The organism is Erythrobacter sanguineus (assembly GCF_900143235.1).
Classification (GTDB): domain Bacteria; phylum Pseudomonadota; class Alphaproteobacteria; order Sphingomonadales; family Sphingomonadaceae; genus Erythrobacter; species Erythrobacter sanguineus.
Window position 1 is genome coordinate 148,415 of the sequence record NZ_FRDF01000005.1, and the last position, 13,222, is coordinate 161,636.

General features: G+C 64.0%; 11 protein-coding genes. 1 reads left to right on the top strand and 10 read right to left on the bottom strand.

The window, feature by feature from the left end; translation table 11 throughout:
* Window positions 1–39 precede the first annotated feature (39 nt).
* The 6 genes from BUA05_RS05425 to BUA05_RS05450 all read right to left on the bottom strand — a co-directional run bounded on the left by BUA05_RS05425 (window position 40) and on the right by BUA05_RS05450 (window position 6,855).
* On the bottom strand, window positions 40–1,107 hold the full coding sequence (locus BUA05_RS05425; RefSeq protein ID WP_072673643.1) for a hypothetical protein: 1,068 nt from the start codon (window positions 1,105–1,107) through the stop codon (window positions 40–42).
* A 71-nt stretch (window positions 1,108–1,178) separates the two neighbouring features.
* Window positions 1,179–1,661 carry a hypothetical protein gene (locus BUA05_RS05430; protein ID WP_072673644.1) on the bottom strand — a complete coding sequence of 161 codons (483 nt, stop codon included), beginning with the start codon at window positions 1,659–1,661 and terminating at the stop codon, window positions 1,179–1,181.
* Window positions 1,662–1,692: 31 nt separating this feature from the next.
* Window positions 1,693–2,685, bottom strand: a complete 993-nt coding sequence (locus tag BUA05_RS05435) for a DUF11 domain-containing protein (RefSeq protein ID WP_072673645.1) — start codon at window positions 2,683–2,685, stop codon at window positions 1,693–1,695.
* A gap of 148 nt (window positions 2,686–2,833) precedes the next feature.
* Entirely contained in the window at window positions 2,834–3,688 is an 855-nt protein-coding gene (locus BUA05_RS05440) for a class I SAM-dependent methyltransferase (protein WP_072673646.1), read from the bottom strand.
* An 11-nt stretch (window positions 3,689–3,699) separates the two neighbouring features.
* Window positions 3,700–5,133 carry a dihydrolipoyl dehydrogenase gene (lpdA, locus tag BUA05_RS05445; protein WP_072673647.1) on the bottom strand — a complete coding sequence of 478 codons (1,434 nt, stop codon included), beginning with the start codon at window positions 5,131–5,133 and terminating at the stop codon, window positions 3,700–3,702.
* Between the two features lie 303 nt (window positions 5,134–5,436).
* On the bottom strand, window positions 5,437–6,855 hold the full coding sequence (locus BUA05_RS05450; protein WP_072673648.1) for a 2-oxo acid dehydrogenase subunit E2: 1,419 nt from the start codon (window positions 6,853–6,855) through the stop codon (window positions 5,437–5,439).
* A 148-nt stretch (window positions 6,856–7,003) separates the two neighbouring features.
* Between BUA05_RS05450 and BUA05_RS05455 the strand changes: the two genes are divergently transcribed.
* Entirely contained in the window at window positions 7,004–7,456 is a 453-nt protein-coding gene (locus BUA05_RS05455; protein ID WP_072673649.1) for a universal stress protein, read from the top strand.
* A 3-nt stretch (window positions 7,457–7,459) separates the two neighbouring features.
* Here BUA05_RS05455 and rnr read toward each other — a convergent pair whose 3' ends face one another.
* From rnr to BUA05_RS05475, 4 genes are read right to left on the bottom strand one after another with little or no spacing between them, the layout of a single operon-like run.
* Complete coding sequence (rnr, locus tag BUA05_RS05460; protein WP_143150263.1) at window positions 7,460–9,721, bottom strand: ribonuclease R; 2,262 nt, start codon at window positions 9,719–9,721, stop codon at window positions 7,460–7,462.
* A gap of 31 nt (window positions 9,722–9,752) precedes the next feature.
* Window positions 9,753–10,187 (bottom strand): GxxExxY protein, encoded by a 435-nt coding sequence (locus BUA05_RS05465; RefSeq protein WP_072673651.1) that lies wholly within the window; start codon window positions 10,185–10,187, stop codon window positions 9,753–9,755.
* A gap of 33 nt (window positions 10,188–10,220) precedes the next feature.
* Entirely contained in the window at window positions 10,221–11,567 is a 1,347-nt protein-coding gene (locus tag BUA05_RS05470; protein ID WP_178139144.1) for a M20/M25/M40 family metallo-hydrolase, read from the bottom strand.
* A 51-nt stretch (window positions 11,568–11,618) separates the two neighbouring features.
* Window positions 11,619–13,163 (bottom strand): aminoacyl--tRNA ligase-related protein, encoded by a 1,545-nt coding sequence (locus BUA05_RS05475; RefSeq protein ID WP_072673725.1) that lies wholly within the window; start codon window positions 13,161–13,163, stop codon window positions 11,619–11,621.
* Window positions 13,164–13,222: the final 59 nt, after the last annotated feature.

The window sequence follows — 13,222 nt, forward strand, 5'->3', positions numbered from 1 at the left end:
AGGAGGGGGGAACACGCAAGGTCAATTACCGCGAGCGACTTAGTCGATCGTCACGCGGAAATAGAGCGAGCGGGTAATGCCCTCTGCAATGTCGCTGAGGTCGCCCAGCACCTGATCTTCGGTGTTGGGTCCGGTCCCGGCGCTGAAGTTGCCTCCGGCAAGACCATTGGCGCAATTCGCATCGCCATCGACGAAGATGCCGAAGTCGCCATCGTAGGTGACATCGAACGGCAGATCATCGACCACATCGACATTGGTCGCCAATGCCCCGCCCGAAGCGTTGGCCACGGTGATGCAATATTCGACCGTTGCACCCGGAATCGCCTTTGCATTCGGGTTGGCAGCGCCGCCGGCAAGGAAATCATTGACCGGATCCGCGAGCACCCGGCTCGACTTAGCGACAGTCACCAGCGCACCGGCCACGACGAATTCGCCGGTGTCGGAGAACGCGCCGTCATTGGCTGCATCGGTCGCGCCTGCTCCGTCAAACAGCACGGTGTCGACGCCGGCCGTGTTGGCCCCGCTGGTTGCGACCAGCTCTGCCCCGAGCGCACCCGCACCGCCGCCGGCATGGGCATTGGCGGTCAGCGTCACATCGAACGCATCGCCGTTGACCGCATCGATGCCGATATCGGCGATCACGATCACGGCAATCGTACCATCTTCGGCCACTTCGTCGAGATAGGAGATCGGGCCGGCGGCCAGTTCCGCCGCGCTCAGTATCCGGTCGCCGTCGCTGTCGAGATAGATCTCGAAGCCGCCGATATTGGCAGGCGTGCCGTCGGTCAGCGCCGCGGCAAGATCAAGGTCGATCGTGTCGTTCGACAGGTTGGTCACGTCAAATGCGATCACCTGGTCCGGCGCGCCGGGAGCCACTGATGTCGCCGTGCCGACCCATTCGACATTCACGTTGACCCTGCGGTCGACGGTGAATTCGTCGCTGTCCGTTACGGCTGTCTGGGTGACACCGCCAACATCGAAGGTGACGCTGACGTTGTTGGTAATGGTTGATCCTGCGCTGGTCCCTTCGGCCAGAGCAGGGGCGCTGGACATGGCGACAAGCGCAAGCGCGCTTACCGCACCCAGCAACTGCTTGGTGGTCTTCATAGGTCTGGTCCTGTGCGTGTGCCCCGCGTCAAGAAATCCGCCCGCAGGACGTGGCGGTTATTGTCCGCTGGTCAGCGGATAATTGCTGGATAGGTAAGCCGCCCCTTCTCGCCCGGTGCGATGCTGGCGAGCATCCATCGGACATGGGTGACATCTTCATGCGTGGCAGCGCGTCCACTGCCGTCAGCAGCGGTTACCGAAAGGTCTGCAAGCCGGCCCCAGGTCTTGCCGCCATCGACCGAAACGGTCAGCGCCGGATCGGCGTCAGGGGCAAGGCGGACAGCTGCCGGCAGCGGATTGGTGACGTTGAAGTTCGTCACCGCTTCGCCGCCAGTATTGGCATAGTCGGTGCCGAAAATCAGGCGATCGCCCGGAATAATGGTGCCCGGCTCGACCAGATCGATGCGTTCGCTGCCGTCGGCTTCGGTGATGACCTTGACGGCCTTCACATCGCCCGACAGCGAAACCGGGCTGGCTTGCTGCTGCGCCTGAACAGGCATGGTGACAAGCGCCATTGCGGCGAAGGCGATGGTAAGTTTTGCAAAGGGAATCATGACTTTGGTCTCTTTTCCTGGGCTATTGCAATCAGTCGATGGCGACGTCGAAGGTGATGGTGTGGACAGTTCCGCCGGGCACGGGCCCGAACTCGACCCGGATCCCGTCGGCATTGCTGGCGACCCCGGCATCGGCATCAGCTGCATCGGTGAGCGGCGCGCCGTCGAGGGCAAGGGTGCCCTCGGTATAGGTGGTGCCTTCGGGGATCGCGTCGGTCACCACGAGATCGGTGACCGAGCCGCTGCCCGAGACGGTGGCGGTAATCGTGAAGGTGGCGATGGTGCCCGGAACCGCGCTGTCCCCGCCGAACGGATCGCGCAGGCTCACCGCCTTGGTCAGGCCGACCGAGGTTATGCCAACCACGAGGCTGCCGCGCGCGATGGCGCGTGCTTCGGTCGTCCCGACAATCGCATCGCCGCCATCCACCCCGGCAGCAGCGAACACGGTGCCCGGCGCGCCGTTGCCGGTAACGGCTTCGGCGGCAAGTTCGACATTGCTGGTCTGGGTGTCGCTGACACCATCGGGCACAGCCACCAGAACGAACAGTGTTACCACGGCATCAGGCGCGAGTTCCGCGGTGGTCTGCGGCTCGGCCAGGATCTCGTCGACCCCCGCATCATAGACGCCGTTGCCGTTGCTATCGATCGCGATGGCCGTCACGGTGACGTCGAAGTCATTGCCCGCCACCGACGGGTTGGCAAACAGACGAAAGGCTTCGGGCCCATTGCCCTGATTGGTCAGTTCGAAACTCAGCACCGCTTCGCCCGGTCTGGTCGGCACCGGGCCCGGATCGAGTGAGGTCAGCGTCACATCAAGCAGTTCGTCGACCCTGACCGTGACGGTGTTGGAGTTGATCGTTCGCGGACCGGCCCCATCATCATAGCTGGCGACCGCCGTGTTCTCGATCAGCGTCCCTGCTGAAACCCCTGCGGCAAGCGCGACAGTTGGTGCGAGGAGCGCCAAGCCTGCCGTTACGGTAACCGACGCGGCAATGGCGCGGTGAAGAAGTGTCTGCGTGTTCATACGCAGCGGGGTTAGGGGTTAATGGTAAATAATTAGATAATTTCCCTAGGGTTTTGCCGCCAGGGAGGTTGATTGCGCGGCGCAAAACGGTCGCAATGCTAATGCGCAGCAACCTGCGGCACTAACCATCTTGCGGATGCCCCAATGGCTATCGCATCGCTGTGACCAGCCACGCCTTGCAGCCCATCATCACCCCTTCGCCTGCGACATGGCGCCGGGTGAACAGGTCGACCAGATCAGCCCGCGCCGCTTTGCGCACGTCTGATCCCGCCTCATCGAGCACCCGACCCACTGCCATCGAGGCGAGCACGAAATCGACCGCCTCGGCAGGCGCAGCGCCCGGCCCGCCGACCGGCTGAAGTCCCGTGTAAGGCACCGCCTCCATCCCGCTGAAACCTGCGCCCGTCAGCACCTCTTCAAGATAGGCAAGATCCTCGAACGCAAACGGCCCCGGCGCGCGCGGCACGGCGGGCGGAATTTCGATATGCTCGCGCACCACCCCCATGACCTCCATCATCCACAGGTTGTCGCGCGGATTGGCCCAGACGGCGAGATCGATCCGCGCTCCGGGCTTCAGCATCGCTTTCAGGTTGGCAAAGGCGGGCCCCGGCGCTTCGAAGAACATCGAACCAAAGCGTGAGAACAACCGGTCGAAGGGCGGCTCGTCCAGCGTTGCGGTGGCGGCATCGGCGCAGATGAAGCGCGCATGGCTGCCCGCCGCTGCCGCCCGCTCCTGCGCCCGCGCGACCAGCATCGGCGCCACATCAAGGCCGAGCGCCGCGCCATCAGGCCCTACCGCATCGGCAATCGCCAGCGTCGTCGCCCCGCCCCCGCAGCCCAGATCAAGCACGCGTTCGCCCGCCTGATAATCGGCCTGTGCCAGCAGTGCCGCGCCAATCGGAGCAATCATGCCTTCAAAGCGGTCGAGACTGGCAAGCCAGCGCGCGCCCATCTCCCCTGCCCAGTCTTCGCCCTTCAATGCTTCGGGTGCGGCGTCGGTCATGGTCTGTGTCCTCAGAAGTGGATCGCCCGGCCATAGGCGTCGAGCACGCTTTCGTGCATCATCTCGCTCAAGGTCGGGTGGGGGAAGACGGTCTGCAACAGTTCCGCCTCGGTCGTTTCCAGCACCTTGCCCACGGTGTAGCCCTGGATCAGTTCGGTCACTTCCGCGCCGACCATGTGTGCGCCCAGCAATTCCCCGGTTTTGGCGTCGAAAATGGTCTTGATGAAGCCTTCCGCCTCACCCAGCGCAATCGCCTTGCCATTGCCGATGAAGGGGAAGTTGCCAACTTTGATCTCGCGGCCCGCTTCCTTCGCCTTGGCTTCGGTCAGACCCACGGATGCGACCTGCGGGTGGCAATAGGTGCAGCCGGGAATGGCGTTGCGGTTCAGCGGGTGCGGATGCGCATCCTTGTTGCCCAGTTCCTGTGCGATGGCTTCGGCGCAGGTCACGCCTTCGTGGCTCGCCTTGTGCGCCAGCCAGGGGCCGGGGGTGCAATCGCCGATCGCCCACAGCCCCTTGGTCTTGGTGCGGCCATAGGGATCGATCTGGATGAAGCCGCGATCCATCTCTGCAAGGCTTTCCAGACCGATATCCTCGGTGTTGGGCACGATGCCGATGGCGACGATCACATGGGTGAAATCGGTTGCGGCGCTGCTGCCGCTCTTGTCCTTGATGGTGGCGGTGATGCCTTTTGGCGTGACCTTCACATCCTCCACCCCGGCGCCGGTCATGATGTTGATACCCTGCTTCCTCAGCGACTTTTCGAGGAAGGTCGAGACATCGGCATCTTCCACCGGCACGATCCGGTCGAGCATTTCGACCACGGTAACTTCGCTTCCCAAATCATTGTAGAAGCTGGCAAATTCTATGCCGATGGCGCCCGATCCGATCACCAGTAGCTTTTCCGGCAGTTCGGTCGGGGTCATGGCATGGCGATAGGTCCACACGCGCTTGCCGTCGGCGGGTGCGAAAGGCAGGTCGCGGGCGCGGGCGCCGGTCGCGACGATGATGTGCTTGGCGGTCAGGGCTTCCTCGCCCTTGCCTGCCCCGGACCCCGATCCGGGGTCGCTCTTCACAGTGAGGCTGTTTGCGCCCGTCACCCGCCCCTCGCCCATGTGGACGGTGATCTTGTTCTTCTTCATCAGGTGGCTGATGCCCTGATTAAGCTGCTTCGCCACCCCCCGGCTGCGCTTCACGATAGCATCAAGATCAGCCTCTATCCCCTTGGCAACAAGGCCATAATCGCCCGCGTGCTGCATGTAGTGGAAGATCTCGGCCGAGCGCAGCATCGCCTTGGTCGGAATGCAGCCCCAGTTGAGGCAGATGCCGCCGAGGTTCTCGCGTTCCACGATCGCGGTCTTCAACCCCAACTGCGCACAGCGAATCGCCGCTACATAGCCGCCGGGGCCAGAACCGAGCACGATCACATCATAGGAGGCAGACATTCAGGTTATTCCTCGTTTGGCTGAACTGTTGGAGACACAGGTTACACTGTCCAGGAAGTGAAAACCGGCCCCGGCTGAAGCGGGCGGACAGGGGGCGGCAGGAAGGGCACGAAATGGCAGACATGGCGCGAGTATGTTAGGCGGCGCGTGTGTAGGACAGGCGTCACTTGTTGGCCTCGGTTGGTTCCCGCCGCATCCGTTTGGCTAGGGGGAGAAGGTCACGCTGGCCCCCTCTCCTCCCCACCGCTGCGCGGCGACCCCCTTCCTCTCCCGCGAGGGAAAAGGAGGTTTTTTCGTAAAAAATCAAACCACCAGCCCCATCGGGTTCTCGCACAGCTGTTTTATCGCCTCCATCAACTGCGCGCCGTCGGCGCCGTCGATGGCGCGGTGGTCGAAGCTGCCGCTGGCGTGGAGCACGGTTGCCACCTTGACCTCGCCATCGACCACATAGGGCGCCTGCTGCCCCGCCCCGACCGCGAGGATCATGCCCTGCGGCGGGTTGATCACCGCGTCGAACTGCTTGATCCCGAACATCCCGAGGTTCGAAAGACTCGCCGTGCCGCCTTGGTATTCGTGCGGCATCAGCTTGCCATCGCGCGCCTTGCCCGCGAGCGTCTTCATCTCGGTCGAGATCGCGGCGAGGCCCTTGGTATCGGCGCTGGTGATCACCGGCGTGATCAGGCCTGAAGGCGCGGCCACCGCCACCGAAATATCGGCGCGGCTGTAACGGCGCAGGGTGTCGCCGTGGTAGCTGACATTGCACTGCGGCACGCGGATCAGCGCGCGGGCGAGCGCCTTGATCAGCAGATCATTGACCGACAGCTTCACGCCATCGGGTTCGAGCGATTTGTTCAGTTCAGCGCGCAGCTTCAGCAGCGGATCGAGCCGGATGTCGATGGTGAGATAGAAGTGCGGAACGGTCTGCTTGCTCTCGGTCAGGCGGCGGGCGATGACCTTGCGCACTCCGGAGAGTTTCTCCTCGGCAAACGGCGCGCCGCCTTCGACAGCCGGATCCGAAGCTGGTGCGGGTGCGGGTGCGGCAGCCGGCGGAGCAGGGGCGGCGGCGGACGGCGTGAAGCCTTCCACATCCTCCTTGACGATCCGGCCATTAGGGCCGCTGCCCTTGACCTGCGCCAGATCAATCCCCTTGTCCGCCGCAATCCGCTTGGCCAGCGGCGAAGCTATGATGCGTTCCCCCGATGGCTCAACCGGAGCGGGTGTGGGCGCTGGTGACGGTGCAGGCTGGGGTGGGCGCGCGCCGGTTACCGAAGCAGCGCCGCCGCCGCCCATTGCCGCTTCGATATCGTCCTTGGTGATCTTGCCCTTGGGCCCGGTGCCTTCGATCTGGGCGAGATCGATCCCGTTCGCCTCGGCCAGCTTGCGCGCGGTCGGAGTTGCCGCCGGGCCATCGGCAGCGGGTGCCGGTGCGGGTGCAGGTGCGGGCTCAGGCGCGGGGGTCGGCGAGGACGTCTCCTCCTCGCCCTCAACCGTAAGCCGCGCGATCACCGCGCCGACCTTCACGTTCTCGGTTCCGGCTTCGATCAGGATTTCCGCGATCACGCCTTCATCGACCGCTTCGAATTCCATCGTCGCCTTGTCGGTTTCGATCTCGGCCATGATGTCGCCCGATTGCACCGTGTCGCCAACGCTCACCAGCCACTTCGCCAGCGTGCCTTCTTCCATGGTCGGCGACAAAGCCGGCATCTTGATATCCAGAGCCATGATCCGCTGTAACTCCCGTAATCGATCCTTGGGGTGTTCTCTGGCCAATTCCCTAGCGTCGGGCAAGTGCCTGAATGGGGGTGAGAGCGGGGGACTTGCCAATCCATACGAATGCATTGATACCTTTGCTCCTGACGGGGCACGAGACATGCGGACATTTCTGGTCATCATCGACGAGAGCGAAGAGGCGCTGGCCGCCTTGCGCTATGCCGCGCGCCGGGCTGCGGCGGTGGGCGGCGCGGTGCATCTGCTGGCGCTGGTGCCGCAGCAGAACTTCAGCGCGTTCGGCGCGGTGCAGGCCACGATCGAAGCCGAGGCGCGCGACCGGGCGGAGATGCTCGCTCATGGGGTCGCAGGCAATCTGCTGGCGGAAAGCGGGATCATGCCGACCATCTCGGTCAAGATCGGCAACGGGCAGAAGATCGTCGGCGAATTCCTGGCTGACCACGATGAAGTCGCCGCGCTGGTGCTGGGCGCGGCCAAGGGCGCCGTTCCCGGCCCGCTGGTGACGCACTTTTCTGCCGCGGCGGGATCCCTGCCCTGCCCGCTCTACATCGTCCCCGGCGATTATGACGAGGCAAAGAGCGACCATCAGGTTTAAGCGTTACTTCTTGCGCCCCTGATGCCGGATATTCCCCGGCCGACCGCGCTTGCCGACGGTGAACTTGCCCGCTTTTCGGGGTGCCCCACCCCGCCTGCCATCAGGCCGCATTCCGCGCGGATCGATCACGCCTGTATCACTGTCGGGCAGGACGAACTTGAGCGCCCCTGTCAGCGGATTGGCCTCTGCCAGCTTCAGCTTCAGCCGGTCGCCGCTGGCATAGGCGGTGCCGCTGTCCGTGCCCACCAGCGCCTGGGCGGCTTCGTCATGGCGGAAATACTCGCCCCCCAACGTCGAGATCGGCACCAGCCCGTCACCCCCCAGCCCGACGATGGTCGCAAAGAACCCGAAGCCCTGCACCCCGGTGATGCGGGTATCGAACACCTCGCCCACCCGCGCCGATAGCCACGCCGCGACATAGCGATCAATCGTGTCGCGCTCGGCCTCCATCGCGCGCCGCTCGGTCTGGCTGATCGCGTCGCTGACCTGCTGCAAGCTGGCGCGGTCGCGGTCTGACAGGCCGGATGTCGGCGGGAGCGATCCCGGCGGGGCGGGCTGTTCGAGCTTGTAGGCGTCCACCAGCGCGCGGTGGACCAGCAGATCGGAATAGCGGCGGATCGGCGAGGTGAAGTGGGCATAGGAACCCAGGCTCAACCCGAAATGCCCGGCATTCGCAGGCCCGTAATAGGCCTGCGTCTGGCTGCGCAGCACCGCCTCCATCACCAGCGCCTTTTCCGTCTCGTCGGTGACGTCCTTCAGCATCCGGTTGAACAGGCCCGGCGTCACCACCTGCCCCAAGGCCAGCTTTTTGCCCATCGTGGCGAGGTAATCGCGCAGGGCGATCAGCTTTTCGCGGCTCGGCGGTTCGTGGACGCGGTAGACCACCGGGGCGGTTTTCGCCTCCAGCGCCTTGGCCGCGGCGACATTGGCGGCGATCATGAAATCCTCGACTACCCGGTGCGCATCGAGCCGTTCGCGGATCGCGATTTCGGCGATGCGCCCCTGTTGATCGAGCACCACCCGGCGTTCGGGCAGTTCCAGTTCGAGCGGATCGCGGGCATGGCGCGCGGCGGACAGCGCCTTCCAAGCGTCCCACAGGTTGGCGAGGTATTCTGGTGGCGTGCCGCTATCGACCGCCTTCTGCGCATCCTCGTAAGCGATGTTGTGCGCAATCCGCACAGATGCACGGGTGAAGCGGAAGCTCGACACCTTGCCGTCGCCATTGATGTGCAGGTGGCAGGCCATCGCTGCACGGTCTTCGCCCTCTTTGAGCGAACACACATCGGCGCTCAGCACTTCGGGCAGCATCGGCACGACGCGGTCGGGGAAATAGACCGAATTGCCGCGTTTCCTTGCCTCGCGGTCGAGCGCGCTTCCGGGGCGGACGTAGAATGACACATCGGCAATCGCGACCAGCGCATTGAACCCGCCCTGCCCGTCCGGCTCGGCCCAGATCGCGTCATCATGATCGCGCGCGTCGGCAGGATCGATGGCGACAATGGGCAGGTGGCGCAGATCTTCGCGGGTCTTTTCCGACAGTTTCAACTTGGCCGCGCGCGGGGCTTCTTCCAGCACCTCTTCGGGGAAGATGTGCGGGATGCCATGCTTGGCGATGGCAATCATGCTGAAGCTTTTGGGCGCGAGCGGATCGCCGATCACTTCGACCACCTTCACGCCTGCGCGGTCTGATCGGCCGAGACGTTCTGCGATCACCAGCTGCCCGGCCTCTGCCTCGCCCACATCGGCTATGGGGGCGGACTGGCGCACGCGCTTGTCGACCGGGGCGAGCCACGCCTTGCCGGTCTTGTCGATCTCGACCACGCCCATCAGCCCTTCGGTGCGCGATGGCAGCTTCTTCATCGGATGGGCGATCCAGCCCGCCTCGGTTTCTTCGGTGCGGGCAAGGATGCGGTCACCGCGTTTCAAGGCAGGCGGGCGCTTGATGCCGGGGCGCGGACGCGGTTCGCGGATGGTAAGGCGCGGCGGCTTGCCGGGGGCTTCGGGGTCCCAATTGTCGGGCTCGGCGATCAGGTCACCATCTTCAAGGGCGACGATTTTAAGGGTCGTGACCTTGGGCACCCCGCCCATGCGGTGGAAGGCGCTCTTCTTCCCGTCGATCAGGCCCTCTTCGGCCATGTCCTTGAGCAAGGCCTTGAGCTTGATCTTCTCCTGCCCCTTCAACCCGAAGGCCTTGGCAATCTCGCGCTTGCCGGCGGGAATATCGGATGACTGGATGAAGTCGAGCACCTGTTGCGGCGTCGGCATTCCTTGAGGGAGTTTGGGGGGTTTGGGCATTTCAATCTTTCTGGTTCGCGCCAAGTCGCGAAGAGGCCAAGAGGGTGTCACTGTTTATCAAGCGGCGAATGCCATCTTTGAACATGGCAGTTCCGAAATTGATGACAAAACCAAGCGGGAAACCACCGAGGCGAAGGTAGGTCAGGAGCTGTTTGGAATGGATGGGAAGCGTTCTTTCAATCGAATTGACCTCGATAATGATCGACCGATTGACGAGCAGATCGAGACGAAACGCCGAAGCAAGCTGAATATCATCGACGACCACATCCATCGCAACCTGCCGTTCGACAGATAATCCGATTGCCGTCAGCTTCGCTGACAACAAGGTTTCATAGGCCGACTCCAGCAACCCGGGCCCCACGTCGCGATGCAGGCGAAAGGCAACATCGACGATCTGCCGCGCAATGGCGTCCAACTGCGCGTCAGGCTCTTCCATCTTGGCCCCTTGGCGACTTGGCGCGAACCAATATCATCGCGCCACCGGCTCGAACGCGCCGCCGGGAACGGCACTGGAAACCGGCGAGCAATATGGCCCTGCACAGGCCGCTACGCCGAAAATCCAGTCATCGCCTCGGATGCCCGGGAAGTCTTTTCCGGTTATTACAACATGGGGATCGGGGCTTTCCAGCCGTTCAGCAGGATTTTCCCCCCATGAGGATTGATCAGTCGGACGCTTCCACGCCTCGAAGGCCGTTGCGCCATTACTGGGCGTCCAACGCAGCTCCGTATAGGTCTTCACCGCAGCATCCACCGTCACCTTGGGCGGCATCGGCGCGCGGGCGAGTGCATCGAGGGCGCGCACGTTGAGCTTGGTCACCCCGGCGAGATAGGCAAAGTCCATCTCGTCGATGGTGTCGCCATAGAACACCCCGTCCTCGGTGCGCAGGTCCTGATGCTGGTGATCGTAATCCTCGACCCCCACGGAGAACCGGATCGCGGGGTAGCCCTTCTGCAGGAACGGCACCTGATCGCCGCCCCGCCCCATGCGGTCGGTGCGCCAGATCTGGCGAACCTGCATTTCGTCTGCGTGCTGGCCTGCCAGCCCTGCCACCCAGCGCGACAAGTTGCGCGAAGGGGTGTCATTCTCGCCGCCAAAGCGGGTTTGCGCGGCGCGCAGCCGGTCGGTGAGGTCAGCACGCGGGCCTTCGGAGAAGACGCGCACCACCTTGGGCTCGCAATATCCGTCCTTGCCGCAGGAATTGCCGACGATGTCGTTGTTGAGCACCGCCTTGACGGTAAATCCCTGCGCCTCTGCCCAGTCTGCGAGGATGCGCCCGCCGTGGAGCCCCTGTTCCTCGCCCGACAGCAGCGCGTAGATAATGGTGGAGGGGTATGTCTCGCCCGACAGCGCCCGCGCCGCTTCGATCACCAATGCGGTGCCCGACCCATCGTCGTTCGCCCCCGGTGCGTCGCTGGTGAAATCCAGCGCGCCGGACACGCGGCTGTCGATATGGCCCTGCACGATCACGACTTCATTGGGCCGCTCGGTGCCACGCTGGATGGCGACGGCGTTGCGCACCAATGTTGGCGTGGGGATTCGCGGGGCGGCGGTGATGGTGTCGCTGACGGGCAGCACTTCAAGGCAATCGCCGCACTTCGCGCCAATGCGTTTGAACTCCGCCAGCCCCCAATCCACCGCCGCGCCGATGCCGCGCTCGGGATCGGTCTGCGATGACAGCGTGTGGCGCGTGCCGAAGCTCACCAGCTTTTCGACATCGCCGCGCAGGCGCTCTGCAGAAACGCTGTCGGCGGGGTGCGTTTGCGCTCCGAGCGGGGCGGCGAGGAAAGCGGCGAGCAGAAGGGCGCGTTTGATCATGCGCACCATCTGCCCTTCCCGCCGCGTGGGCGCAAGCCCGGGGGCCTCGTCTCAATAGGCGCGGGCGATCAGGATGCGTTCGGCCGCAGGCTCCCCGGTGAAGATACAGGTGCCGGTTGCCGGTTCACCGCCGCGCGGCACGTTGCGGATGGTGAGTTTCAGCGCCTTGAGTTTCTCGACCACGGCATCAAGCGCCGCGCCGGTGGGCTTCGACCATTCGACCTCGACCCAGCCCGGATACTTGCCGCCGTTTTCGAAATTTGCCACGACCGCTGCCCAATCGGTCACGCCGCGGGTGATATTGGCATCGCGGCGATTGCGCGCTTCATCGAACAGGCTTTGCTGGATCGCTTCGAGCAGCGCCCCGGCTTCTGCCGTAAAATCGGCATGGGCGGGATAGGTAAAGGCGGGCTTGCCGTTATCGGCGTTCCACAGCGCGTCGCGGCGCAGCACGGCCAGCTTGCCTTCTGCCATGTCACGCGGGCCGACTTCGACGATGACAGGCGCGCCCTTGCGCACCCAGTCCCAGCGTTTCGCCGCCGCCTTGCCGGGTTTGGTATCGAGCAGCACGCGCACCTTTTCCCCAAGCGCGGTCTGCGCCGTCAGCGCCGCGCGCACGGCTTCGCAATAGGCCAGCAGCGCGGCATCCTCGGGCGCTTCACGCAGCATCGGGATGATGACGATCTGTTGCGGCGCGATGGCGGGAGGCACGCGCAATCCGTCATCATCGCCGTGGGTCATGATCACCCCTCCGATCAGCCGCGTTGAGGTGCCCCAGCTGGTGGTGTGGCAATATTGCTGGGCACCCTCGCGATCCTGATACTGGATGCCGGCAGCATGCGCGAAATTGGTGCCGAGATAATGGCTGGTGCCCGCCTGCAGCGCCTTGCCGTCCTGCATCATCGCCTCGATCGACCATGTCTCGACCGCGCCGGGGAAACGTTCGTTCTCGGGTTTTTCTCCGGCAATCACCGGCACGGCGAGGTCTTCTTCAACGCAGGCGCGGTACATTTCCAGCGCGCGGTGGGTTTCCGCAATCGCCTGATCGCGGTTCTCATGCGCGGTGTGGCCTTCCTGCCAGAGGAATTCGCTGGTGCGCAGGAACATACGGGTGCGCATTTCCCAGCGCACCACATTGGCCCACTGGTTGGTCAGCAGCGGCAGATCGCGCCACGACTGCACCCAGCGCGCCATCGCATCACCGATGATGGTTTCGGACGTCGGGCGCACCACCAGCGGTTCTTCCAGCTTGGCGGCGGGATCAGGGATCAGCCCGCCCTTGCCATCGGAAATCAGCCGATGGTGGGTGACGACCGCCATTTCCTTGGCGAAGCCTTCAACGTGCTCCGCCTCACGCGTGAAATTGGCGAGCGGGATGAACAGCGGGAAATAGCAGTTCTGTACTCCTGCCGCCTTGATCCGGTCATCCATCAAGCGCTGGATGCGTTCCCAGATGCCGTAGCCCCACGGCTTTATCACCATGCAGCCGCGCACACCTGATTCTTCTGCGAGATCGGCGGCGTTGATGACTTCCTGATACCACTTGGCGAAATCATCGGAGCGCTTCACCGAGAGGGCGTGGCGGATCTGGGACACGAAAACAGCTTCCTCAATCATTGCATGGGCGCGCGGACAAACCGCAGGCGCGCCCCGAT